Annotated in this window: 24 protein-coding genes and 3 pseudogenes; 26 read left to right on the top strand and 1 reads right to left on the bottom strand. The window is 40.0% G+C overall.

What is annotated here, in order from left to right:
• Window positions 1-272 precede the first annotated feature (272 nt).
• The 15 genes and pseudogenes from DOT_RS27765 to DOT_RS10880 all read left to right on the top strand — a co-directional run bounded on the left by DOT_RS27765 (window position 273) and on the right by DOT_RS10880 (window position 17,461).
• The gene (locus DOT_RS27765; protein WP_050809863.1) at window positions 273-1,421 is read left to right on the top strand and encodes a GDSL-type esterase/lipase family protein; all 1,149 of its coding nucleotides are present in this window, start codon (window positions 273-275) and stop codon (window positions 1,419-1,421) included.
• 25 nt (window positions 1,422-1,446) lie between these two features.
• Window positions 1,447-2,838 carry an FAD-linked oxidase C-terminal domain-containing protein gene (locus DOT_RS10950; protein WP_009618298.1) on the top strand — a complete coding sequence of 464 codons (1,392 nt, stop codon included), beginning with the start codon at window positions 1,447-1,449 and terminating at the stop codon, window positions 2,836-2,838.
• A 4-nt stretch (window positions 2,839-2,842) separates the two neighbouring features.
• Complete coding sequence (locus DOT_RS10945) at window positions 2,843-4,120, top strand: (Fe-S)-binding protein (RefSeq protein WP_009618297.1); 1,278 nt, start codon at window positions 2,843-2,845, stop codon at window positions 4,118-4,120.
• 72 nt (window positions 4,121-4,192) lie between these two features.
• Window positions 4,193-5,476 carry a nickel-dependent lactate racemase gene (gene larA / locus DOT_RS10940; RefSeq protein ID WP_009618295.1) on the top strand — a complete coding sequence of 428 codons (1,284 nt, stop codon included), beginning with the start codon at window positions 4,193-4,195 and terminating at the stop codon, window positions 5,474-5,476.
• Between the two features lie 1,626 nt (window positions 5,477-7,102).
• Entirely contained in the window at window positions 7,103-8,170 is a 1,068-nt protein-coding gene (locus DOT_RS10935; RefSeq protein ID WP_040411902.1) for a M42 family metallopeptidase, read from the top strand.
• Window positions 8,161-9,174: a M42 family metallopeptidase gene (locus DOT_RS10930; protein WP_009618291.1), complete on the top strand. Its 1,014-nt coding sequence runs from the start codon at window positions 8,161-8,163 to the stop codon at window positions 9,172-9,174. Before DOT_RS10935 ends, DOT_RS10930 begins: the two co-directional genes overlap by 10 nt.
• 29 nt (window positions 9,175-9,203) lie before the next feature.
• Window positions 9,204-10,199, top strand: coding sequence for a M42 family metallopeptidase (locus DOT_RS10925; protein ID WP_009618284.1), 996 nt, complete (start codon window positions 9,204-9,206; stop codon window positions 10,197-10,199).
• Between the two features lie 457 nt (window positions 10,200-10,656).
• On the top strand, window positions 10,657-11,106 hold the full coding sequence (locus DOT_RS10920) for a GNAT family N-acetyltransferase (RefSeq protein ID WP_009618282.1): 450 nt from the start codon (window positions 10,657-10,659) through the stop codon (window positions 11,104-11,106).
• A 1,393-nt stretch (window positions 11,107-12,499) separates the two neighbouring features.
• The gene (locus tag DOT_RS10910; RefSeq protein WP_242833819.1) at window positions 12,500-12,931 is read left to right on the top strand and encodes a hypothetical protein; all 432 of its coding nucleotides are present in this window, start codon (window positions 12,500-12,502) and stop codon (window positions 12,929-12,931) included.
• A 267-nt stretch (window positions 12,932-13,198) separates the two neighbouring features.
• Window positions 13,199-13,807 carry an AAA family ATPase gene (locus tag DOT_RS10905; protein ID WP_242833818.1) on the top strand — a complete coding sequence of 203 codons (609 nt, stop codon included), beginning with the start codon at window positions 13,199-13,201 and terminating at the stop codon, window positions 13,805-13,807.
• Window positions 13,808-13,947: 140 nt separating this feature from the next.
• A pseudogene (locus DOT_RS31820) lies at window positions 13,948-14,088 on the top strand (metallophosphoesterase); the annotation flags it as partial.
• Between the two features lie 1,070 nt (window positions 14,089-15,158).
• Complete coding sequence (locus tag DOT_RS30400) at window positions 15,159-15,374, top strand: hypothetical protein (RefSeq protein ID WP_009618266.1); 216 nt, start codon at window positions 15,159-15,161, stop codon at window positions 15,372-15,374.
• Window positions 15,375-15,465: 91 nt separating this feature from the next.
• A complete protein-coding gene (locus DOT_RS30395; RefSeq protein WP_040411879.1) occupies window positions 15,466-15,693 on the top strand; it encodes a hypothetical protein in 228 nt (75 codons plus the stop codon).
• A gap of 106 nt (window positions 15,694-15,799) precedes the next feature.
• On the top strand, window positions 15,800-16,345 hold the full coding sequence (locus DOT_RS10885) for a cysteine hydrolase family protein (RefSeq protein WP_009618264.1): 546 nt from the start codon (window positions 15,800-15,802) through the stop codon (window positions 16,343-16,345).
• 375 nt (window positions 16,346-16,720) lie between these two features.
• A complete protein-coding gene (locus DOT_RS10880) occupies window positions 16,721-17,461 on the top strand; it encodes a TatD family hydrolase (protein WP_040411878.1) in 741 nt (246 codons plus the stop codon).
• Between the two features lie 134 nt (window positions 17,462-17,595).
• Here the strand turns inward: DOT_RS10880 and DOT_RS10875 are convergent, their stop codons facing one another.
• On the bottom strand, window positions 17,596-18,219 hold the full coding sequence (locus tag DOT_RS10875) for a leucine-rich repeat domain-containing protein (RefSeq protein ID WP_009618260.1): 624 nt from the start codon (window positions 18,217-18,219) through the stop codon (window positions 17,596-17,598).
• Between the two features lie 194 nt (window positions 18,220-18,413).
• On the opposite strand from DOT_RS10875, the pseudogene DOT_RS10870 reads away from it, so the two are divergent.
• The 11 genes and pseudogenes from DOT_RS10870 to DOT_RS10820 all read left to right on the top strand — a co-directional run.
• A pseudogene (locus DOT_RS10870) lies at window positions 18,414-18,656 on the top strand (ATP-dependent RecD-like DNA helicase); the annotation flags it as partial.
• A gap of 86 nt (window positions 18,657-18,742) precedes the next feature.
• A complete protein-coding gene (locus DOT_RS10865) occupies window positions 18,743-19,228 on the top strand; it encodes a GNAT family N-acetyltransferase (RefSeq protein WP_040411899.1) in 486 nt (161 codons plus the stop codon).
• Window positions 19,229-19,550: 322 nt separating this feature from the next.
• Window positions 19,551-19,856, top strand: coding sequence for a hypothetical protein (locus tag DOT_RS10860; protein ID WP_040411876.1), 306 nt, complete (start codon window positions 19,551-19,553; stop codon window positions 19,854-19,856).
• A 332-nt stretch (window positions 19,857-20,188) separates the two neighbouring features.
• Window positions 20,189-20,788 (top strand): hypothetical protein, encoded by a 600-nt coding sequence (locus tag DOT_RS10855; protein ID WP_009618254.1) that lies wholly within the window; start codon window positions 20,189-20,191, stop codon window positions 20,786-20,788.
• A gap of 141 nt (window positions 20,789-20,929) precedes the next feature.
• A complete protein-coding gene (locus tag DOT_RS10850; RefSeq protein ID WP_009618252.1) occupies window positions 20,930-21,526 on the top strand; it encodes a DJ-1/PfpI family protein in 597 nt (198 codons plus the stop codon).
• A 230-nt stretch (window positions 21,527-21,756) separates the two neighbouring features.
• Window positions 21,757-22,014: a hypothetical protein gene (locus tag DOT_RS10845; RefSeq protein WP_009618250.1), complete on the top strand. Its 258-nt coding sequence runs from the start codon at window positions 21,757-21,759 to the stop codon at window positions 22,012-22,014.
• Between the two features lie 34 nt (window positions 22,015-22,048).
• Window positions 22,049-22,183, top strand: a pseudogene (locus tag DOT_RS29685) (S26 family signal peptidase); the annotation flags it as partial.
• 105 nt (window positions 22,184-22,288) lie between these two features.
• Window positions 22,289-22,621 carry a DUF6054 family protein gene (locus tag DOT_RS10840; RefSeq protein WP_009618247.1) on the top strand — a complete coding sequence of 111 codons (333 nt, stop codon included), beginning with the start codon at window positions 22,289-22,291 and terminating at the stop codon, window positions 22,619-22,621.
• Between the two features lie 565 nt (window positions 22,622-23,186).
• Window positions 23,187-23,867 carry a class I SAM-dependent methyltransferase gene (locus DOT_RS10830; RefSeq protein ID WP_009618245.1) on the top strand — a complete coding sequence of 227 codons (681 nt, stop codon included), beginning with the start codon at window positions 23,187-23,189 and terminating at the stop codon, window positions 23,865-23,867.
• 302 nt (window positions 23,868-24,169) lie between these two features.
• Entirely contained in the window at window positions 24,170-24,733 is a 564-nt protein-coding gene (locus tag DOT_RS10825; protein WP_009618243.1) for a hypothetical protein, read from the top strand.
• A gap of 138 nt (window positions 24,734-24,871) precedes the next feature.
• A partial coding sequence (locus DOT_RS10820) for an NAD-dependent epimerase/dehydratase family protein (RefSeq protein ID WP_009618241.1) occupies window positions 24,872-25,073 on the top strand: 202 nt, incomplete at its 3' end.

Here is a 25,073-nt window from a genome sequence, read left to right as displayed (position 1 = left end):
TAACCTCGAACGTCCTGTTCGAGTTTTGGGGTTACAGGGGCACTTGGCCATCCTGCAAGAAGGCTAGTACGTGCTAAGACAGTGTCTTCGGACTCCTGCCCGGTTTTCCTTTAAAAGCTTGCAGTAGAAGTGTTGAAGAAGATGGAAGTGGGGAAGCAATATAGAATAAACAAGGTTACTCGAAGCTTGACGTATGATATAATTATTTGTCTGATATTAGATATCTCTGGCTAATTTATGGTCATTCGAAACTGGCTAAAGGAGGAAAGTCCTTGATATTTCGCAAAACAATTACATATGCACTTATCTTATGTCTCATCATTATATTACCCGTTAGTATGTTTATGCCCAAGTCCGCAGTAGCCAGCCTAAATGGGACCCTGGATATGGTTTCTTTAGGGGATTCAATAGGTTATGGTTTAGGAGCGTCTGCTGGGCAAGGATATTCTGAGCTCTTTTATTCCTATTTACAAAGCAGACCTGAATTAGCAGGTACAAGATTATACAATCTATCCCAACCAGGTGCTCAGAGTTGCGATCTCTTAGATCAATTAGAAAGCGATGGTAATCTGAAAGGTCACCTAGGAAACGCACGTGTTGTAACCGTAAGTATTGGTGGAAACAATCTTCTTGAACCAGTAATTTGGTGCGTAGCAACTGCTTACCATCTGGATCCAACAGACCCAAAATTGGATGATAAACTTGATAAAGCTATTGAAAGTGATAAAAATCAGAACAACACTCTTCTCAGAGTAGCACTTTCTGAGACCCTGGAAACAGAGTTGAACGCGGGAGTGACCAAGTTTAAGGAGAATTGGCCGAAAGTGGCCGAATTACTTAAAACTCAGGCCCCCAAGAGTCAAATTTACGTTTTGACCGTTTATAACCCATTTCCTCAGGATGATCTCTTATTTTCTCTATTTGATCCTTATGTCCAGCAAATTAATTCAACGATCAAGGCCGGAGATGGTTACACTACAGCAGATATTTATACCTATTTTCGGGAAGAAAGCGCGCAAAAACCGTTGAACTTTGATTTGTTCCAAGACCAAATCGACCCACATCCTACTCAACAAGGTCACAAGATGATTTCCCAAATACTGACGATCCTATTCAATCTGGCTGATGCTTCTCCTTGGGAAAGCAAAGCAGGGGTTGTGACAAACAAGACATGGACTATTAAATTCAACATGCCCTTGGCCGACTCAGCCGGAAAATTCGTTCAAGTCTATACTGCAACTGGCCTCCCGGTGAATGTCACTGTTAAACTCGGAGGAGTAGGGTCCGATTCCCTCAGCGTGTTTCCTCCTCCTAATGGCTATTCCTCGGGTCCTTATAGCCTTCTGATAAAGGATGGGTTACTTTCTGAATCAAGTCGGAAATTAGATAGAAGCGTAAGAATGGATTTCACGGTGGAATGAAAATAAATGGAAGAAGGCAACGATTTTGAAATCAGAGATTATCCAGAGGCTTACAGAAATTGTTGGGGGAGACAATATATATACAGCTTTAGAGGATCTATATTGTTATACCTATGATGCTTCCTTTGTTAAAGCAGATATTAAAAAAGATTTAGCAGGAGTTGCTGTGTATCCAGGAAACACCGAAGAAGTTTCCCGAATTCTAAAGCTTGCAAATCTCGAAAAAATCCCAGTCGTTCCGCGAGGAGCAGGGTCAAATGTCAGTGGAGGGACGATTTCTATTGGGGACTGCATTGTTTTGGTTTTGAAGAGAATGAACAAAATACTGGAGATTGACCGGAAAAATTTGATTGCCGTTGTAGAAACAGGGGTCATCACGGGCCAATTGCAAAGTGAAGTTGAGAGTGTAGGCTTGTTTTATCCACCAGATCCTGCTAGCCAAGCTTTTTCCACCATGGGTGGGAACGTGGCGGAATGTGCAGGAGGACCGCGTGGCGTTAAATACGGAGTGACTCGGGATTATGTAATCGGGCTTGAAGTCGTGCTACCGACCGGAGAGGTTATTAATACCGGTGGAAGAACAATCAAGAACGTAACGGGTTATGACATGACAAACCTCTTTACGGGTTCAGAAGGAACTTTGTGTGTCATAACTAAAATCATTGTCAAACTTATCCCTTTACCCGAAGGTAAGAGCACCATGATGGCAGTTTTCTCTGAGATCGACCAAGCCTGTGAGACCGTTTCTGAAATCATTGCTGGCGGATTGGTTCCCTGCTCGCTTGAGTTGTTAGATAATATTTATATTAAAAACATCGAGGAGTATGCTAAAGTTGGGCTGCCAACAGACGCCGGTGCAGTTCTTTTGATAGAGGTTGATGGGGATTCGGAAATTTTAGCTAAGCAGATTGGGAAGATAGAGCAAACTTGTAGACGGCTAGGGGCAGTACAGATCCGGATTGCCAAGACGAAAGAAGAAGCCAACGAATTATGGCGTGCGCGCCGTTCAGCCTTTGCTGCAGTATCTAGAGTGAAACCAACCATTATCGGTGAAGATGCGACTGTTCCTCGAAGCAGTATTCCTGTTGCTGTAAGACGGATTCAAGAAATTGCAGCTAAGTATAATATTATCATTGCCATCCTCGGACATGCCGGGGACGGGAACTTGCACGCTACGATCCTTACTGATGCCACGGACCTGGAGGAGGCGGCGCGGGTAGAAAAGGCCATCGACGAAATCTTTGTAGCGACCGTGGAAATGGGCGGATCCTTAAGTGGTGAACATGGAATCGGTCGGGCAAAATCCAAGTTCATTACACGACAGACCGGGGAGGTTGGACTTGAAGTACAACACCGGATTAAACAAGCGCTTGATCCTAACAATATCTTAAACCCCGGCGTAATGTTTGGAGCGTGATGGGATGGAACGTTCATTTGAGTCTTGGGAAAAAGAAGTCATTCGCTGTATTCGTTGTGGTGCCTGCCAAAATGTCTGTCCGGTATTTAAAGAGCTTCAGGCTGAATCCACGGTAGCGCGAGGAAGAGTTAAGCTAATAAGCGGAGTGATCACAAAAGAATTAGATCTTACTGAAGGTTTTAGCGACAAAATGTCGTTGTGCTTGATGTGTAAAGCCTGCGTTGTTAACTGTCCCAGTGGTGTGAAAGTGGACAAACTAGTGGAGGCGGCTCGTAAAGAAATCGCAGAGCAGAAAGGACTCTCTCTGCTTAAGAAACTGATCTTTCGTTTGGTTTTAAAAAACCGTTGGGTTTTCAACACAGGAATGAAGGCGGGCAGTGTATTCCAAGGATTGGTCTTCCGCAAAGGGCCTCAAGGTCAAGGAATGTTGCCAAGAATGTCGCTGGGACTGGACAAAAGAAGACTTCTTTCGCCACTGGCACCCAAATCGTTCAGGTCGGGATATCCTCAAGTAATTAAAGTTTCAGGTGCTAAACTGCGGGTTGCCTTTTTTACGGGATGTATGATTAACTATATTTATACAGATACCGGTAACGCAGTCATCAATGTACTTAAACACAATGGAGTTGAGGTCGTTATTCCCTCTCTCCAAAACTGTTGCGGTACCCCTGTTCGGATTAACGGAGATTATGAATCTGCTAAAGAGATGGCCAAAGCGAACATCGATGTTTTCTGGAAAGAGGAGGTTGATTTGATCGTCGTGGCCTGTGGGACCTGTGGCTTGGCGCTTAAGGAAGAGTATGCTGAGTTACTCGAAGATGACCCAATTTATGCTGAAAAGGCCAAGAAGTTAGGAGTCTTAGTTAAAGATTTCACAGAACTGGTGGTCTCCTTGGAGGGATTTGCGGACAGAATAGGTCATTTGCCAATGAAAGTGACCTACCATGATCCTTGTCATCTCGTCAGAGGATTAAAGGTAAAAGAGCAACCTAGGCAGATCATTAAAAGTATTTCGGGAGTGATTTTTAATGAAATGCAAAAATCAGATACCTGTTGTGGAAGTGGAGGTTCTTTCAGTTTAGCTCATTATGAACTTTCGACCCAAATCAATGACCATAAAGTTAATGATATTAAGCAAACAGGTGCAGAGGTGTTGGTTACTGGGTGCTCTGCCTGTCGAATGCACATCGCGGACGGTCTGCATCGTCAGAACGTCCCGGTGAAGGTGATCCATACAGCCCAACTTTTAGAAATGGCATACACTGCAAAGAACAATAGTTAATTCTGCATCATGACCAGATATTGCTTTTGAAGTGGATTTAGATAACCTAAGAAAAATGAGGGAGTGTAAAGCATGACTCGTTTTGAACTTGCTTATGGTAAAGAAATGCTGTCTTTTGAGCTTCCGGCCTCTGTGAAAGTTCAGGAGATTGAGGCGAAGGCCAGCCAGCCAATTCCGGATATTGAACAGGCGATTCGCCAAGCAGTGGCTCATCCTCTTGGAACGGCTCCATTGGCAAAGGTGGTCAAAGCAGGGGACCAAGTGGTTATTGTCGTTAGTGATGTTACCCGGCTTTGGATAAGAACGGATGTTCTCTTGCCGGTTTTGCTGGACGTCTTGAATGAGGCTGGGGTACCAGATAAGGATATCTCTATTGTCACAGCAACGGGGGATCACCGTGTACAAACGTTAGAAGAACACACGGCAATTTGTGGTACAAAGGTTTTAGCAAGGGTTCCTATTTACGATCATGAGTGCAAGGCGGATGATTTGGTGGATTTGGGCAAATCATCACAGGGAACACCTATTCTTGTCAATCGTCGCGTATGGGAAGCGGATAAAGTAATTCTGACCGGAGGCATTGCCTATCATCTGCTCGCAGGATTCGGTGGTGGTCGCAAGTCAATTGCTCCCGGAGTTTGTGGCTACGGAATGATCCAGAAAAATCATGCTTTGGCACTTAAAGATGCTGGTCCCTCGGGAATTAATCCAAACATCGAGACCGGAAAAATGGACGGCAATCCGGTTGCCGAGGACATGTTAGAAATAGCCCTGAGAGTTGGGGTGGATTTCATTCTAAACGTGGTAGTCAACGAGAAAAAGGAATTTGTCTATATTGCAGCTGGTGAGTTGGAGCAAGCACATTTAGCGGGCTGCAGAGTTACTGAAGAAATCTTTGGTATTGAAATAGATGAAAAAGCAGAGTTAGTCATTGTTTCAAGTGGGGGGTATCCTAAGGATATTCAACTTTACCAAGCGATCAAAGCCTTGGATAATTCTACTTATGCGGTTCGGGAAGGTGGAGTCATTATCCTAGTGAGTGAATGCTCAGATGGGATTGGTTCTCGACCATTTGAGGAGTTCTTTAAGCACGGTGAGGTCGAAAACATGAATGCACAGCTTCATGCCGACTTTACTATGCCAGGGTTTGTAAGTTTAAGAACGGCCAGCATCTGTCGAAAGACACCAGTCATTTTGATCAGTTCGCTACCTGAAGACGTGGTTAAACGGGTGAAGATGATCCCAGCCCATTCTGCTGACGAAGCTTTGCAGTTAGCCTCGCAAATCCTTGGGCACCAACCGGATTCCGTTTATTTAATGCCTCACGGCGGAAACACCTTTCCCATTGTGAATTAGCTTCAATGTTGTAATTTGCTTTTTACCAACGTTCACTAAGAGTTCGCTACCTCTTAGGTGAGATGTCGTTCACGAACAAGGAAACTGTGTTTGCCGCAAGTTTAAGTTGAAAGTTGGGGTAGAATTACCTCAACTTTCACTTGACAAAACCCAGAATTCAGCTATAATGTAGACATAATCAATCAAGATACTTGAACCAAAAAAAGATTCAGTCTATTTATTAACTTGTGGTAGCGTGCTAGGTAAAGTTTCGATTCATCGAAGGTTTCAGCATTGCAATCAGTTAAGCCAATGCTGGATTTCGGAGAGTTGGAGCCACCTAGAAGGGTGGTTTTTGTTGTTTAAAAGAAAAGTTTCCCGCAAAGTTTCTCCTCCAGTCAGTCTGTCTGAGTTAAGCGTTCCTTTCCGGTAGTCTGTAAATCAAGGAAATTAAGTTCAGAATTCAGGTGATTGCAACTTTAACGTTTCCCGATTATTAAAGGGCTGTTGTCAGATTGACCCCAGTTAGACCTTAAAGTTAACAGATGAAATAGTGGAGGATTTGTCCAGATTAGTTTCCTTACCTTAAACTTAGTTTTTGACTGGTTTGCTTTAGTTTAGGTCAAAGTATTTAATCCTTACGAGTTTGGTTTTTAAGATCATTCTTTATCTAGTAATTTGGCTTAGTTGTAAGGTGTGTTCGTTACAAAAACCTATGTTATTCCGGTTAATAATGATTTAGTAAAGAGTAAAGTTAGATTAATCTCGAGCCGTGTATCCATTAATTCTGGAGGAACTTTGCGGGATTTAAATTAAGTTTTAAGGGCCACTCAATGAGTGGCCCTTACTTTTTGAATTAGCAGAATTTAGACCTTGACAAGGTACCCAATTTTGATATAATAAGACTATAATCAACTTAGTTATCAGTAATTCAGTCTATTGTACTAATTTAGTGGTCGCGTGCTAGGTGAAATTTCGATTCTTCGAAGATTTAGGCATTGCAATCCGTTGAGTTAATTTAGCAAATGCTGGATTTTGAGAATTGAAGCCACCTAGAAGGGTGGTTTTTGTCATTAGAAAAGAAAGCTTTCCCGCAGAGTTCCTCCCAGTCAGTCTGAGTTAAGTCTTCCTTATCGGTAGTCTATTTTAATAAGCTGGGAAATTGAGTTCAGATTTGAATGGGCTGTTTTCAGATTGACCCCAGTTGGTTTTTGTCGACGGAACTAGTGGAGGATTTGTCCAGATTAGTTTCCTTACCTTAAGTTGTTTTTGACTGGTTTAAGTTCTTAGTTTAGTTAAAAGCAATTACCATTACCAATTCGGTTTTTCGGAACGATTTCTTGTTCGGTTGCTTAGTTGTAGGGTATATTAGCTCTAACCTATTTTACTCCGGTTAATGACAGTTCGGAAAGTTTGGTTTAAGATTAATCTCGAGTCGTGCATCCATTAATTCTGGAGGAACTTTGCGGGATTCAAATTAGATTTAAAGGTCACTCAATGAGTGGCCTCTATTTTTTGGTCTTTTTGGAGGACCTATAACCGAAGATTGAACAGGGAGATATGTATAGAAGGTATTCTGAATGGCAAGGCGAAGTAATATATAAAAATTATGAAATTGAAACAGTTTTTCTGAGAGAAGGTGATCGTTTGCTTAACGCGCAAAGGCAGGGTGCGAGAGAATTCCTTAGTCTTTTATCGATTAGCTCAGGGGTATCCGGCTATGAAATTGCTATCGCTTCTTTAGTTATGGAACGATTCAAGAAATTAACTGATGAGGTGCGCTGCGATACATTTGGCAATGTATATGCTTTGAAAAAGGGCAACAGCAAAAGCCACAAAAAAATCATGTTAGCGGCTCATATGGATGAAATCGGTCTTATCGTGAAAGGAATCGATCCGCGAGGTTTTCTACGTTTCACCTCCATTGGAGGAATAGACCAGCGAACTCTCTTGTCTCAAGAAGTGCTTATTCATGGACGCCAGGTGATTCCCGGGATTATTGGCTCCGTGCCTCCCCACCTTTTAGCAAATGAGGATTATGATCAAGCCGTTAAGATGGAGGACATGACCATTGATGTAGGGCTTTCTCTCGCTAAAATCAAGGAGCTTATTCAAGTGGGGGATACTATTACGCTAAAGAGAGAGACATACCCATTGCTAAATAACGTGATGGCAGGAAAATCGTTGGATGACCGCGCCGGGGTCGTGGTGATGATGGTTTGCCTAGAAGAGCTCTCCCGCCTACAGCATCTTCACGATGTCATTGCCGTGGCTACGACTCAAGAAGAAGAGGGGATTCGGGGAGCGCTTACCAGTGCTTATACGCTTAATCCGGATTTAGCCGTGGCTATTGATGTTACCCACGCGAGTACGCCAGATACTAAGGGTCAAGTTACGATTGAATTGGGAAAGGGGCCGGCAGTGGCTCTCGGTCCTAACATTCACCCCGCCATCTATCGTCAGCTCACAGAAACTGCGCAAGAGCACCGTCTACCCATACAAATCGAACCAATCCCAGGACATTCTGGAACGGATGCTTGGGTTATTCAAGTAACTAGAGCAGGTATTCCTACGGGGCTGGTCTCAATTCCCTTGCGCTATATGCATACCTCTGTGGAAACGCTCGATATGCAAGACGTACTTAATTCTGGAAAACTACTTGCTCATTTTATTGCCTCTTTACCGGATGATTTGGAGGGATTTTTATGTTATTAAAGAGCCTGAGCGAATTAAACGGTACCTCAGGGGCTGAAGCCCTCGTGCGTGATTTTTTGCGCCAACAAATTGAACCCTATGTCGACACGATAAGCGTTGATAAAATGGGAAATTTGATTGCGACCAAAAAAGGGCATCTAACGGGCCCTAAAGTTGTGCTTACAGCTCATATGGATGAAGTGGCGTTGATGATCATGGAGATTACTAACGACGGTTTTCTCAAGTTCCGACCAGTCGGTGGAATTGATGCCCGAATCCTCGTCTCTAAACCAGTACAAATTAACCAATCCCTAGTCGGAGTAATCGGGGCCAAAGCCATCCATTTACAAAAACGTTCAGAACGCCAGAGGGCTTTGTCCTTTGACCAATTATATATTGATATCGGAGCTAAATCTAAAGAAGATGCCTCCAGTAAGGTGAAACTCGGCGATTATGCTTATTTCATGACGAAATGTGAGCCTTTCGGAGAGGGGCTTTACAAAGGAAAGGCATTTGATGATCGGGTTGGTTGTGCCATCTTAGTAGAGCTTCTTAAGCGAGACTATGATTATCCCTTAGTAGCCGCTTTTACAGTACAAGAGGAGGTAGGTCTTCGGGGTGCCAAGGTCGCTGCTTATCATCTTGCTCCGGATTTTGCCATTGTCATCGAGGGAACTGTCGCTGCAGACGTGTCAGAGTGTAAAGAAGAGGGCTGGGTTACGGAGTTAGGCAAAGGACCTGCTTGTTCGCTGCTGGATAGAACAACCCTCTACAGTCCAAAACTTATCCATTGGGTGACGGACTTAGCTCGTCAAAAAGGAATTCCCCTCCAGTTTCGACGCGGAACCAGCGGCGGAAATGACGCTGGTCCAATACATGTGAGCAAAGCTGGAATCCCGACAATTGTTTTAAATGTACCGTGTCGTTATATCCATTCTTTTGCCTCGATTATCTCAGAATACGATTTTACAGCATGTCTTAAGCTCGTGGATGAACTTTTAAAGGACTTTCCTCGTATGCTTTAGCTAGCTTTATGATAGGAGGTTAATTTGTAATGGATCTGAACTATGCAATGCTTGGATATTTAACCCAAATATCGGGCCCGTCCGGTTCTGAAGAGCGAGTCGCGGAATTTATAGCTGGACAACTGAGTTCTTACTGTGATGAACAGACAATAGATACCTTGGGGAATCTCATAGTCCGGCGCCATGGAACTGGTAAGAAAATCATGATAGCTGCTCATATGGACGAAATTGGCTTGATGGTAACCCATATTGATAAAGAAGGGTTCTTGCGTTTCGCCCCTCTTGGCGGAGTGCGTATTCCCAACCTTATTGGGCAAAGAGTAAAGTTTAGCAAGGGTAGAATCGGAACGATTGGGGTGGAAAAATTAGATAAGCCCAGTGATTTTAAACTTGATAAACTCTATCTCGATATTGGTGCATCGACTCGGGAAGAGGCCGAGCAGTTTGTCCGTATAGGGGAAACTGGGGTTTTTGTGGGGGATTTTATAGAATCAGGATCTAGGATTATATCCAAGGCCCTTGATGATCGAATAGGTTGTTTTGTGGCGATTGAAGCTCTTAAACGAACCCAGTCCACACATGAGTTGGCGTTTGTCTTTACCGTACAAGAAGAAATCGGGACCCGCGGTGCCCGAACGGCTGCCTATGCTCTCGAACCTGATTTGGCAATCGCTGTCGATGTGACAGCAACCGGGGATACCCCTAAAGCGCATCCAATGTCCGTAGAACTAGGAAGCGGTGTAGGGATAAAGGTACTCGACCGTTCTATGATTACCTCTCCTCAAATTAAACGTTGGATGGCTGATATAGCCACAGAACTAAACATTCCTTTCCAGTGGGAGGTTTTAGAGTATGGGGGAACGGATTCAGGAGCTATTCATTTGGCCAGAGGAGGGGTGCCCTCAGGCGTTCTCTCGATTCCTACGCGATATGTTCATAGCCCATCCGAAATGATTGATAAATATGATGTTGAAGCAGCCGTTGATTTACTAGTGGCGCTGCTAGAACGTCCTACAGGATTATAGAGACAGAAAAAAGAGCTCGTCCTAGGATGAGCTCTTTTTCTGTCTCTTTATCATCAGATTTCGATTGGCATCATAGCGATTGCGTTAGTCTGACGTTGGTCTCGTCTCTAAATACCCAGAGGCGATTTGAAGCTAGGGTTCCTTAAAGTTTGCTCTGACTACCGATTTTGACAGCGAATAAGAAAATCCAGTAAATAGAGTTAATTAATTGCAGTCACTAGAAGGTATTTAACTTACGAGAACGAAGTTTATCTTTAACGAATTTGGCTGTTTAAAGGAAGATATCCTGTACGTTATCCGAAACCACCACAATCTAATCTACTATGACTAAACGTTGAAACCTTTTTGGAATCGTCATTGAAGGGATGTGCTTTTGAATTGAGTTCGAAAATAATACATGCTGTTTGCCGGATTTTTTTATTAATAGGACTAGCGTTGGCATTAAGCAGGGTTCTTTGTGGATATTTTAGCTTTGGATTATTCCGAGAGGGGCTATCAAATGAGTGAAAATATAAGGCTGATTCGAAAAGATGAGCTATATGAATTATTGAGTCTATACAAACATCTTCACGATGATGACCCGGAAGTCAATGGGAATAATGAATTAGAAGGACTTTGGACTGATATATGTAATGATTCGAATATTTCCTATATTGTTGCTGAGTATGATGGTAAGGTGGTTTCTACATGCACATTGGCAATAATTAAGAATTTGACTAGGAACTTGCATCCATACGGGTTGATTGAGAATGTTGTGACGCACCCTGATTATAGGCGGAAAGGACTTGGAACAAAAGTATTGAATAAAGCGATTGAGATAGCAAATGAAAACAATTGTTATAAGGTAATGCTTTTGACAAGTTCGAAAGAGGAAAAAACATTAAAGTTTTATGAAGGCAGGATTTGAAAGAGGAAGAAAAACAGGTTTTGTAATGTCACTTTAATTAGAGCAACTAGTTATTCATCGACTGTTATAGTATTCTTGGCGAAGAATTCAAGGAGCCGCCGTCCGTGGCGGCTTCTGAATCACGGGGCGTTATCCATCGTCTAACACAGAGTTTGCGACACTTAGAAAAGATGAATGTAGTATGACGCGTCGCAAACTCCTAAACGTTAGGTGAAATCGGACACAAACGCACGCGCCTTCCATGGTGCTAATTTGCAGGAAAGGGTTCGTAGCTTCTGCTTTAGCACATCTGCTTGTTACAAAGTAAAAAATAAGAAGAGGTATGTATAATGTTTACAATTGAAAGAGATTTTGTAACAACCAAAGATATTAGGCAAAGTTACAGGTGATAAAAAACTTTCATAAAATATATTTACTACCTGATAAAGGTATATTGCTTAAATATTAAATAAATTGAAAAGGGGATATATCTCGTGATGTACGTCTTTATCTTCGGGAAAATAACATCATTTCGAGCGATTACCATTCTTTTCTATTTCGGATTGTTACCATTAATTGTTCCATCCTTTTATATGGGTAATTTCATTTACTTAACCAACACTTATTCCACAGAAATACAAACTTCTTTTAATGGACAGCTTATGTCTACTTTCCAAGATGTAAATAACGTACCTTTGGGAGTGATTGGTGGAGTTGTTACTTTTATTATTCTCTCAATAATATGGAAAATGGTATGTGAGTTATTAATCATTCTCTTCAAATACTTCGAAACCAATACTCAGAAAAACATATAGCTTGAACTCTAGGTTTGCTTTGCCGCGGCATCGGATAACCGAGGGTTTGCAACATCAGAGAGAATATGAAGGTAGTAACCCGAAGTCGTAAACTCTCGGAACGTTAGACGACAGACCATGCGGGACCGTAGATAGTGGCATTAGCAGAGGTAGTTTGAGGGTCCGCCGTCCATGGCGGACTCTGAATAAAGGGTCGGTGTACTTCGGCTAACAGCGTATTCCAAAATCTGAGAGGATATGAATGTAATAACCAAACTTCGAGAATGACCCGGAACGTTATATGAAAGTCGGCGGAACGAAAAAAAGCAACTTGTTTGAGGCTATTTTGTTAGGAAAACTTCATCATGGGTTCCGGTAATATAAAAGAGTGTTTATCTGGCCGCTTGCCTCGAGCGTTACTTCGATGATGATCCGTAACGACTTATTGACTCTAATTTCATAGAAGTTATTAATAATGTTTGTGAAAGTATATATCTGCCGGCATCGAATAACAGAGGGTTTAACGACACTTTGCAAAGATGAATGTGGTTGGGACGCGTCGCCCTCGGGACGTTATGCGACACCTGGGTCAGTACTAGGTAGATATATTAAGTAAGGTGGTGTCTATTATAATAGTAAATATTATTTTTGCGGTTCTGAGCATCATACTATACTTTTTTATTAATAGTAGAGGATTAGCAGATGGTCCATCTCCAACAGTTTTCAACCTAATTTTATCCTTGCTCTTTTTAACATTATGGTTATTATTTGGCATTTTTAGAGGGCGTGAAGGAAAAACAAGTTTTTTTATCTTTGCAATTGTATTTTGGGCAATAGGATTAGGAATTTCATTAGTTGCAATGAATCTGGGTCCTAATCCATTGATTCTGGTAACTTTTGCATTTATGGCTCCTGTGAACGGGTTTATGTTTTTTGAATTTATGACAATTCAATTATTTATAGTATGTATGTTTCTACCATTAATAATAACTTGTATTGGTTATTTTCTCGGACGTAAGAAATCTCTAAAGAACTATGATACTCAAGACTAAAACTCAAATTTATGAGGCAATTTAGTAAGCATCTGCCGGCGTCGCATAACCGAGGGTTTGCAACATCGGAGAATATATGAATGTAATAACCAGACTTCGGGAATACGCGGAAGGTTAGACGACAGACCCTTGCAAGCAAAGATGGGAGAGACTGAGAATGTTTTTGCGAAGAGTGAGTTTTCTAAATGAAAGGATTCAAGACACAATGTCTATCCGTTCTCAATAGCAGCGTTTAAGGGATTGGATACGATCGAGTTTAACAACAATGTGACATTTTTCGTTGGAGAGAATGGCTCAGGAAAATCGACGTTCCTTGAAGCTATTGCCTATAAATGTGATTTCAACACGGCTGGTGGAGGAAGGAATAACTTTTATGAAGTCCACTCCGCTGAATCAGCGTTAGGTGATTTTATAAGGCTTTCTTGGGCTCCGAAAATTACAAATGGTTTTTTTCTGAGGGCGGAAAGCCTCTATAACTTTGCATCTCATATTGATAGTCTTGGACCAGAAGCTTATAAGCCTTACGGCGGAAAATCCCTACACAAACAGTCACATGGAGAATCATTTTTGTCCGTATTCGCCAATAGATTTGGAAAACAAGGAATCTATCTATTAGATGAACCGGAGGCAGCTCTTTCTCCAACTCGTCAACTCACCTTGTTGAGAATCATAAAGGATTTAGAACAAGACAGTCAATCCCAGTTTATTATTGCAACACATTCTCCAATTATTTTGGCTTACCCAGATGCACAAATTCTCGATTTCGATACTTCACCGGTTTCTCAAACAACGTATGAAGATACCTCACATTATCGGATTACCAAAGGTTTTCTGGAAAATAGAGGTCGTTATTTACGGAAACTCTTCGAAGAGTAGGGCCCGCCGCCTACAGAGGGTTTGCAACTTCGGAGAATACATTATGGGTAGTAACCTGACATCGCAAACTATCGGGACGTTATTTGTCATTATGCTATCGAAGTGGAATTTGAGGGAGGTTTGATTTTGGGAGCTAAACTCTTTTCCCTGAGCTTGATTACGGCCAATTTACTTCCGGTTCTACGAATATGATTATAAATGGTGGTTTAGGAGAAAGCGTGTTGCCAATAAGGTTTTACAATAGACCCGAGATTGTCTTGGTGACTTTAGTTCAAACATGAAGAGCTAATTGATGAGATAACAAATTGATCGATTAAAATGAATGAAGACAAAGACATTCGGTGGATTATGAAAGAGAATTTGCAAAAAGACCGTCTTAATAGAATGGACAAAGAGTGGAATAAGAAATGGAAACAATTACTAGGAGTTAATTAAGGATCAGGCGAATGAAAACATTTGCCGCACGTAATGAACGTTCAGATTCGTCAAGCAAATTATTCTTATTCGGGATACCCTGCGTGTTAGCAGAGGCAGGAGATCAATTATTACCATGCAGGAAACAGGCTTCCTTGCCCGGATTTGGAAGGAATTGTTGTTGAAGTTCTAATTACTGCTCATTTGTAGAAAATGTGTAGTGACAGGAGTGATAATTTGCCTAATTATCTTTATGTAACAATTTTATGTATTGTAATTGTTTTCATGATAATCCGTGAAATCTATATGTTTAATAAAGGGGAATATTACCCATACCTAAACGGGAACCAGGAAGATAGTTTTAAAAAAAGAATGTTTGATATAGGATTGCTTATAGTGATTTTGGTCTCTGGCTATATTCACGATTTATCACCTCATAATAAACTATCTATTTTCATTTTTCCTTTATTATTGATTGCACTTTGTCTTTGCGTAACTACGCTGAATTATTTGACATACGTGAAAATTAAAGATCGCAGGATTATTTCCCAAACGATCATTTTAGATATATCTACTATTGTTTTTCTTTTAATAATGAAACTTATAATCTCCTAAAAAGTTAGTTCGTCGTAAAAGAATGCTACTCAGAATATTATTCAGTGCATTAATACAGTTTAGGGGAACGTTTAAAGGACTCATGTCCGTGATTATTTCTGAATATTGGGACAAATAAAACAACAACAATTCCCAAAATAAGAGAGATCTGAAGGTAGTGACCAGAATTTGGGAATACGCGGAACGTGCAGGACTGGAAATCGTCACTAGAAGAAAGGGAATAATGGATAGATTGGGCTGAAAGGGGTTGTCTTCTCGAAAATATATTTAACTAGTAGCGAGATTTCTTGAATTGAACGTTTATCGAAGGAAGGGATATGATGTGGGGATTGTAACAATCATCTGGCTTTTGTTTATTGGCATAGTATTACATCTAGCTACAATTCTGTTGTCTCGAGAAGTTGACAAATCTGAAGACTCAAATACCTTAGTATCATATTTTGGTTCAATAGTAATTCTGGGTTTTAATATTTTGAAGGTTTTTATTCTCTTTGGTGTTATCTTGCAAGCAATTAACTTATTTCAGCAAAGAAGTTAATTTTTTTACGGATAGGTTAGGCTTATAAAGATAAAGGTTGGATTAATTTGTCGGCCTTCACCTAAAAGAGGGTTTGTAAAATCTGAGAAGTATGTTTAGCGACACCTTCGACCATGAGTGGACGATTCGATTTCTCGAACATGACATAGCCGATAGGAAGTTTATCTACCTTATCAGGAAGACGCTGAAAGCGGATGTGTTAGACGGGGGAAAGGTGTTGGAACATGAGGTCGCAGCGAAAGGAATGGCTATAATTATGAATATACCGAACATTATCAAGTTACGCGGGCTTTTATTAACAACACGAAGAAGATGTTAAATATTTATTAGAATGATGGGAAGGGTAATTGCAGGAATAATTGTCCATATACAGAAATAATATAAACAGCCTATAAATGGTATCAGACCTAAAGGGGGTAAGGCTAGTGAGTGCTAATACAGCGCTTTTGGTAATTGATGTGCAAAATTTCTTTTTTCATGAAACGCGCCCCATTTATATTGGAGAGGAAGTGGTGAGCAAGATCAAGGCTCTAATCTCCAAGGCTAGAGTTTCTGATGTTCCAGTCATATATATACAGCATCTGGTGGGAGATAAATTGGGCGTTCAGATCGATGGAACCCTGTTAGGTGCAATTCACCAGGCAATTGCCCCTACTGAGAATGATCTAGTTATATGTAAAACTACCCCGGATTCTTTTTTGGGAACCAACCTAGATGAGGTTTTAAAACAAAAGGGCATCAAAAAATTAATAGTGACTGGTTTCCAGACCGAATTTTGCGTGGATACTACTTGCAGAAGGGCATTTTCTCTGGGGTACCAGGTTGTTCTGGTTGGTGATGCCCACAGCACTTTTGATAACCTTGTTTTATCTGCCGAACAAATTAGGCAACAATTGGCCTATATTTATTCCTATCATCCTGACTGGTTCGCTGAAGTGGTGCCGAGCGAGAATATATTGGACGCAATGTAATTCACTAACTGGAAATTTAATTTCACAAAACAACGCAGATCTGAATAGCGCTTTAGTGCACCTGTCCTGGTGTTCTTGCCATAATCATTATTAGACTCTAATTGTAGGCAAAACAAGCAAAGAGACAAGCTTAATCACAAAGGTTGTCTCTTTGCTTACCTAGCGCTGACCTACGTTTCAAGGGTTCTTTTAATTCGACAATAAATCTGACTATTTTCATTGAGAATAGTCATCTCCTTTAGCATTGCTTAATATATTATGTGTAAAATCTCAAATTATATATAAGGCACATCCAGCGGCTTTAAATGAATGTTGGTGGAGTGTGTGTCAGGAGGTAAGGTTGGAATACGCTACTCTGTGAGTGGAGGGACCATCATGTTAGCAGACGTGCATGTGCATTTGGATAAGTACCCGGCTCCTTCTTTATTAAGGGCGCAAAGTGCCAATGTTAGTATTGTACTCGCAGCCGCCACTGATATAACTAGTTCGCGTATAAATGTTTTACTGGCCGAAAAGTACAGCCAGGTAAAGGCTTGTATTGGTATGCATCCTTGGCGTGTCAATCTTTTTTCACCGAAAACGGAAAAAGATATGGCCGATTTGATTCAAAAGGGTAAAGTGACTGCAATCAGTGAAACCGGAATTGATTTGGTTCGCCGGATGGCCGATGATTTCCGAACTGAATTGCAACCACTTCCCTTAGAAGTACAAATAAAAGCTTTTCGTGCTCAGGTACGTTTGGCCGTAAATAGTAATATATTTCTTGTCTTGCATGACCGTGGTTCCACTAGGGAAATTTTAGAGGTATTTGACAATTATAAAGATCGGACACTACGGGGCATTGTTCATGGTTTTAGCGGTACTGTCGATGAAGCCCGAGAGTATCGACAGAAGGGGTTTCTGATTTCTATAAATAAACGTAACTTTCCTGCAATTAACCCGGTACTGGAAACCTTAACTCTTAATGAGATAGTGCTGGAAACAGACTCCAATGAGCCTGCGCAGGTAGTGGATGTATGTGAGGCAGTAGCGTTGCTAAAAAAAGTAACCAAAAGTGAAGTGGCTGAAGTGACCACAGCAAATGTAAATAAGTTATTAGGCCCCACTCTTTCGTGAATTTGTATGTGTAGCTGAGGCTGCCTTGAAGAAATCAAATTTGATGTATTGTTCAGGTTCCTTGACAATCCTAGAGAACGAACTACTTGTCGGGTTTGGAATTATCCATATAACTTCGACAAGGACGAATTATTTTAATGCAACGCTATTACTTCGAAATCATTTTTATATTTTGTAGAGTATGTTTTTGCTGTAGATGGGTCATTGCCTATAATGGTTGTTGTTGCTGGAATTGTATCCCAAGCATTAGGTATTGTTGTTGTTGCCGAGTTAAATCTAATAGTATTTAAGCTTTTGCAATCGTAAAAAGCCCCCATGCCGATACTTGTTACTCCTAGTGGAATCGTAATAGTAGTTAAGCATGTGCATTCTTTAAAAGCACTTCTACCGATACTTGTTACTCCTTGCGGAATTCTAATAGTAGTTAAATGCCAGCAACCGGAAAAAGCCTCGTCGCCAATACTTATCAATTCTTGCGGAAGACTAATACTAGTTAAGTCTCTGCAATCTTTAAAAGCATCTATGCCGATACTTGTTACAGGATATGTTCCACCAAATGTGCTTGGTATTGTAACAACTCCTCCAGCCCCAATATACTTCTTAATTTGGGCTTCGCCAGCTATTGCAATGTAAGTGAAATCGCTTTCCTGGTTTGGTTGGATTGATTGTACTTTGTTGCTACAACCACCCAATAAAATAGCCGTCATCAAGATACCGACCATAAATGTAGTTACTTTACTAATTTTAAGTATTCTCATATATCTCCCTCTCCACTACGTTTCTCCATCCTCTACCACTTGTAAAATTATATTTCACTAATTCAATTAAAAATTCCTTCTATAATGGGAGAACTACAGAATGGATTTTGGCCGGAGGAACCGATCTTAGAGCGGATAGGCGTATTGCAATGTGGCGAAGCGCTGCTATAGATTTATGATTGGCAGGTCTCAAAATGGAATACATAAGCGGAGTTGTCGAGAGAATTACCTTCGAAAATGAAGATAATGGTTTCAGTGTCATCAAAATAAAATCCAATGGGTATGCTGACCTCGTAACTGTCGTGGGAAGCCTGACTGCTGTGAATGTTGGATTAATCATTTGTCTTAAGGGCGAATGGAAGATGGACAGCAAATTCGGGAAGCAGTTTGCAGCTCAAGATTATCATGGAACCCTTCCGGCAACCGTTGTTGGTATCCCCCAATGACGGAGGACTCAATATACCGATTGCCGAACTCTGTAACTTTCAAATAGAAATGAGTAGAGGTGTGGCAAGTGAATATTATGATTAGGCGTGCTGTAGGTGTAGAAAGCAATATGCTGACATCAATTGCATTTGCAGCTAAACGATATTGGAAATATCCCAAAGAGTATTTCGAAGTGTGGAAGGATGAATTGACAATCACTCTAGATTACATAAATAAGAATGAAGTTTATGTCGCAAAGGTTGATAGGGAGATAGTCGGATTTATTTCGATAGCCGAAGTTAAAAAGGATTTTCAGGTAGAAGAATTATTGATAAGAAAAGGTTTTTGGTTGGATCATATTTTTGTTCATCCGGATTTTATCGGGAAAAGAGTGGGTTCTGAACTTGTATCATTCGCTAAGGAATTGTGTAGAAGAAAGAATATTGTTTGCTTACATATTCTTTCAGATCCAAATGCAATAGGGTTTTACGATAAAGTAGGTGCTCAATTTATTGAGAAGGTTCCTTCAAATATCAAAGGAAGATTCATTTCATTATACAAGCTCGCAATATTAAGTACTTGAATGTATTGATCTGTGGAAGCGTTACTTTACAACACTGTATTCCCGTCACTTAGAGAGGATGCTGGAATTGGTTGAGACGCGTGAGAATACCTTAACGTTTTGTGAAACGTGTATATGAAATAGAGTGAAGGGGGCAGTTACGTCGTGCGCAGTGCTCCGACGTACTACCATGTCGAAGGATTCCATTCTTCGATGTTTCATGGTTTGTACAAATAGTTGATTGCTGTCGCCGGATGCAGCAAGAATACTCATTAATTGAGGATTTAGTAATATAGGTAATATGGGTAGAAGAATCCAGCAATAGGGATATGGTGGTATAGATATGAAGAAAATAGATTATAATTGTTTAGCACTTGCAGTTGGATGTATAAATTGGATCACTGCCATAATTATTCTCTGGGTTTATTTTTTCAGGCCAATATCAATATCAGATCCTGTAGTAGATATTATGAATGATTATTTGATATTTTCATTTATACCCACATTAATAAGCCTAATCTTAACGATAAAGCTAACTGCCCCATACAGGTTGGCTAATTTGATTATTAACTTGCTATTTATTTCAATGTACGCATTGATTTATGTTTTTATAAACTATGTGATATGGAGTATCTTGCCTATTCCTTAGCTAAGATCAAGAAAATATTGTAATTGATTAAGCACTGAGCAGATAATGTTCAGTGCATGTTTATATCTAGGGCTATACCGCCGTACAACAGAGGGTTACACGACACTATGAAAGCGGTTGGGACGCGTCGCAAACCCAGAGGACGTTATATAAAGTTCCTACTTGGGTAAGATTTTTGTCTAATATTACTCTTAGGAAGGATAAAGACAAAATATGTAGAATGTTGGAAAAGATAGCTAACATTTGTAGAGATGAGATTAACATGAGGATAGTAAAACTTTCCAAAGGGTTGTATCTAAGTATCTTAAATTGTTTTGAATTGAGGTGAAAAGATGATGACAAGGCGTCTGATATTGATATGTTGCGTTCTAGTATTAGCGGTATTATCGGGATGTGGAACTCCTCATGTAACTGTATCCACCTTTCAAAGGTCAAGTGATACTGTTAAACCTAATGGCATTTTGCATGATGGTGGCCCGGCAGAGACAAAAGTATATATAGAGGAAATGGCTCCCCATACAGCCGCGTTTAATTATGATAAGGTAGAATTCAAATTAACAGGGGATTTGCCGGAAGGTTGGAATATATCTTTTCCGATGAAAAACCAGGGACAAATATTTAAACAAGGTAAACAAGTTGGTTCATTAGAGATTTTTGGGTATTACGGAGATGCATCTGGGTCTGGTCGTCCGAATCATAGTTCAATTCTAAGTGTTGAAGGTATTAGATCAGGTCTAGGAAATGGAAAATTATACATATTAGAACGAGATATGCCTAAAGACCCAAGGACATGGACTGAATATTATGCAATAATACCAATAAAAGGGTATGAGTTGGCGTATAATGTCTGGATCGATTCTGATGATCTCGATAATGATTTATTGGCGATGAAAAGGTTTCTTCAGATCTTAGGGGTGAACAATGGAAATTAATTAGGATAAATTTAAAGTAACGTGCACAAATAGCGTATTCCTAAAATCTGAGAAGATATAAATCGCCTTCGCTATCCTCACGAAAAAACTTCATAGACATGGAATCAGTGTCTAGTCAGGTATTGTTTGGAGGAGGAAAAATTGGATCAACAGTGGAAGATAGGAATTTTACTTTTTAACGAAGTTGAGGTAATGGACTTTGCTGGACCATTTGAGGTATTATCTATTACCACTTACCCAAGGTCCAACGTTAAACCATTTGATGTTAAGACAGTTGCTCAAACAAAAGAAACAGTCCAGACTCGCTATGGACTTCAGGTTTTACCTGATTATAGCTTTGCGGATAATCCAGACTTCGATATTTTGATTATCCCAGGTGGATATGGTGCGGAAGAGATTGAAATTCATAACAATATACTTATCAGTTGGATAAAAGATCAAATGAATAAGGTCTCAATAATGACATCTGTATGCACCGGTGCTTTTTTGCTGGCTAAAGCGGGTTTATTGGACGGCAAGAGAGCCACAACTCACTGGATAGATATTGATAGGTTAGAGAAGGAATTCGCAGATGTTGTAGTCCAACGAGGGGTTAAGTATGTTGATGAGGGTTCAATAATAACATCTGGTGGGATCTCGGCCGGAATTAATATGTCATTTTTTCTGATTACAAAACTCATTGGAGAAGAGATTGCAAGGACAACGGCTAAGAGAATGGAGTATGACATTAGTATTTGAACTTCAGGAAATGAGCGGCTTTTTCTAACAGAGGGTTTAAAAACGTTCCAACAGACTATCCTAGAGGATATGATGTAGTATCCATTTGTGGTTATTCATGGGATATTTCGTTGATCATCTAAGCGTTATAAAATGGATACTGTTCTGCAGGAAGAAAACCAAAGTAATTCTTTGACCAAAGAGCACTCATAATATGGCATGACGTAATAGATTGAAAGAGATGGATTTATATGATTAAGAGAATACTTAGTATATTATTTGGCTGGGAAACGGTTTACCTCACAAGCAATATTGATGAATATGCTCGCATACGAGGGAGGCTTATTGACAATGGGGTAAAAACAAAAATTAAGATAACCAATAATTCTTCTAGCAGCGTAGGGCGCTCTATGATGGCAATTAGTTCAAACATAGGAGAGAATTATGAAATTTTTGTCAGGAAAGAAGATGTTCATAAAGCTACTCAAATAATTTATAGTCATAGGTAAGTATTAGTTTGAAGGTTGTTAGGGCTCGTATTTCGTCTTGGGAGATAACCGGAACAACAGTAAGGACAGTCACTACTGGGGTGAATTATCCCATCAAAACATCGTTGGTAAGGTATTCATTCGATATTGGCCACTTAATCGTGTTGGATCTTTAGACAGCGGGAATTAAGTCAACACAGCCCGGGGGGGCATAGCAAGTTGCTTGACAGGGGATTTGTCATAGGGGTGGAAAAGGAATGCATTAAATAGAGACACTTAAAGGGGATGAAAGGGTATGAGTACATACAATTTTAAAGTAAGAATTACTCCGGAAGAAGCAATGAACTTGGTCAAGGAAAATGAAAATGCGGACTTAGTTCATGAAGAGATTCATAACCTAGGCAATAATGTTTATATTGGTACATTGGTATTCGAAAAATACTTTATGAGAGTTGAAAGTCGGGTAGCCTTGGTTGTGATTATTGACAATATTTATGGTGCTACTGACGTACGATCAATTTCCACGGGTAGTTCACAAGGAGCTTTTTTAAAATTTGACTGGGGTGCAGCTGAAAAATTTGCCGGTAGTGTCCAGAAAATACTACATCATTACATTGTAGATAAGTAATAGGATAAGGGGGTTAGCATGATATTCTCTGCCGGCGTCGTAAACCTTCGTGACATTGTATGACAGATGGTGGAAGAACGAATTAATTATCTATATTCAAGAGTGTTTTAAGTGGGGAAATCTAAAAATCCTAGCTGCAGACTCTTAACGATCAAGGTTCTTCATACCGTAATTTGGGCATTTTTTGTTCTTATTATATTGTACATCCTGTATTCGGCAATAACAGACAGGATAGATATCTTGACTTGGTTTGCAATTGCTTTAATCATAATGGAAGGAATCATTCTACTTATTAACAGATGGCGATGTCCGCTTACCAGTCTGGGAGAGAGATACACCGAACGGACTGACGTTGGATTTGATATTTTTCTACCGAAGTGGGTAGCGAAAAATAACAAAATTATCTTTACAACACTTTATATCGTAGGTGTAATGATAGTTATATACAGATTAGTGTAACATAATTAAGCGTTAAAATTATATACTTGCATTTTCAGTTTGAATTTTAATTGATCTTAAGTGATCGATCTTGATAGTTGGGTTTGAAAAAGGAGGAATGAGCAATATGAATTTAGAAAAAGTGCGCAAACACTTCGAAAAAGAAGCATTTGAATATGATGAACTGATCCCTCGGATTATTCCAAAATACTACGAGCAAAACGATGTGATATTATCCATTATTCCGTTCGACAAATCTACAGAAATGAATGTTCTAGATTTAGGGTGCGGCACTGGAATATTATCATATCTCATCTTAATGGAATTTCCAAAGGCGAGAGTGGTTGCCTTCGATTTGACAGAAAATATGCTTGTGGCATGTGAAAAGAATTTACACACATACAAAAATCGTCTAACCTTGAAGAAAGGGGATTTTGGTCGGGATGATATAGGGGGAGGGTACGATCTTATTGTATCTGGCCTAGCTACCCACCATTTAAATGATAAGGCAAAGCCGAATTTATATAGAAAGATCTATAAATCAATGAACCCAGGAGGGGTTTTTATAAATCGGGAAGTAGTATTAGGAGATTCACCGGCATTAACAAACCAATATCATTGCATATGGCGTGAGTACATAAGAAGTAACGGCGAAGACGATGAAAAATGGTTTAGTAAGTACTTGGAAGAAGATATCCCAGCATCAATAGAAGAACAGACAAAATGGTTACAAGAAATAGGATTTGTTAATGTTGGTTGTCACTGGCGTTACTTTAATTATGCTATCTTCGGTGGAATTAAGCCGTAACCTTCGGAAACAGATAAAATGGTCTTAAACGATTACAGTTTGGCCCAATTAAATCAGTCCAGGGATCATTTCCACCAGACGATTCGCTGGCGGTTATATATGTCGGAATGGGACAGGAAAGTGCATTGATAAAGATTCAAGATTTGGGTAACCGGAAAGTACTAATCTCAATTCATAAGTAAAATGTTAAGCTCGACACATTATCCAATTACTTATACAGGCAGTTCACGAAACTTGTCAAGATGCATGTAAGGACACTTCGCGAGTGCGAGTGCCCAGTCACGGGAAAGAAGAGGAATTAAGTGAAAAATAACCTCCGGAAATTACTTGCGGTATTTACTTTGACTATTATTAGCGTTCTAATCGCGTATTTCTATATTAATTTATACACTATTAACTTAAATAAAAACGACATTGCCAAAGATATTGAGAAGAGAGCAGCTTCTGGTGTGAAAATAATTCAGATGACCGAAAGTAGAAATGAACAATTTGTACTTTTTACAAATAATATTTCAGGTCAATTAGGAATGGTATATTATAAACCACAAAGTTTGATTGCGAGTAGATATGTATGCTTAGGCGGAAGTAATATAACAGGTCGAGCAGATGTCAATCAAAAATATGGTGTTCATGACTTCGGACAAACAGTAGAAAATGGTTACGACAGATTGATAGTGGTATATGGTCGAAACGAACCAAATGGTAAAACGATAGAATTGGACTTTCTCAATAATAAAATAACCAGAAGCATTGAAGGAAAAGATTATTTTCTTCAAGTATTTAGATTTTCTCAGGATAAATTCAGCAGTCCCAAAGTGCGCTTTCTTGATAAGTTGGATGCTGATATAACTCAAAAATTCCTATAAGGAAATTTATTTACTAAGTGCTAATAGTGGACAGTATTTGAAGAAGTCTTCGTTCATGACAGCCTATGAATCTAGGGTCGGCATTGTATAACACGGATTCCCGACACTTTGCAGAATCATCATTCCGGAGGTGGGCAGATGAATGTTTTAATTTTCGGAGGAACAGGTTTTGTTGGAAGAAACCTGACAGGGGAATTACTTGCTTATGGATATCACGTATATGTTGTAACGAGGAATTCTCGAAAAACTGCCAGCAGCTTGGGAAATAAAGTTCAGCTAATAGAATGGGACAATATCTCCCCGCTATCTTCTATTCATAAGCTACCAGAAATTGACGTAG

This window comes from Desulfosporosinus sp. OT, assembly GCF_000224515.1.
Lineage (GTDB): Bacteria > Bacillota > Desulfitobacteriia > Desulfitobacteriales > Desulfitobacteriaceae > Desulfosporosinus.
This window is presented reverse-complemented; position numbering and strand designations above follow the sequence as displayed.

Coding starts and splice junctions, on each gene's coding strand:
- DOT_RS10945 (WP_009618297.1), top strand. CDS start 2,843: ATGGAACGTTCATTTGAGTCTTGGGAAAAAGAAGTCATTCGCTGTATT.
- larA (WP_009618295.1), top strand. CDS start 4,193: ATGACTCGTTTTGAACTTGCTTATGGTAAAGAAATGCTGTCTTTTGAG.
- DOT_RS10930 (WP_009618291.1), top strand. CDS start 8,161: ATGTTATTAAAGAGCCTGAGCGAATTAAACGGTACCTCAGGGGCTGAA.
- DOT_RS10925 (WP_009618284.1), top strand. CDS start 9,204: ATGGATCTGAACTATGCAATGCTTGGATATTTAACCCAAATATCGGGC.
- DOT_RS30395 (WP_040411879.1), top strand. CDS start 15,466: ATGTTTAGCGACACCTTCGACCATGAGTGGACGATTCGATTTCTCGAA.
- DOT_RS10880 (WP_040411878.1), top strand. CDS start 16,721: ATGTTAGCAGACGTGCATGTGCATTTGGATAAGTACCCGGCTCCTTCT.
- DOT_RS10875 (WP_009618260.1), bottom strand. CDS start 18,219: ATGAGAATACTTAAAATTAGTAAAGTAACTACATTTATGGTCGGTATC.
- DOT_RS10865 (WP_040411899.1), top strand. CDS start 18,743: ATGATTAGGCGTGCTGTAGGTGTAGAAAGCAATATGCTGACATCAATT.
- DOT_RS10860 (WP_040411876.1), top strand. CDS start 19,551: ATGAAGAAAATAGATTATAATTGTTTAGCACTTGCAGTTGGATGTATA.
- DOT_RS10855 (WP_009618254.1), top strand. CDS start 20,189: ATGATGACAAGGCGTCTGATATTGATATGTTGCGTTCTAGTATTAGCG.
- DOT_RS10845 (WP_009618250.1), top strand. CDS start 21,757: ATGATTAAGAGAATACTTAGTATATTATTTGGCTGGGAAACGGTTTAC.
- DOT_RS10840 (WP_009618247.1), top strand. CDS start 22,289: ATGAGTACATACAATTTTAAAGTAAGAATTACTCCGGAAGAAGCAATG.
- DOT_RS10830 (WP_009618245.1), top strand. CDS start 23,187: ATGAATTTAGAAAAAGTGCGCAAACACTTCGAAAAAGAAGCATTTGAA.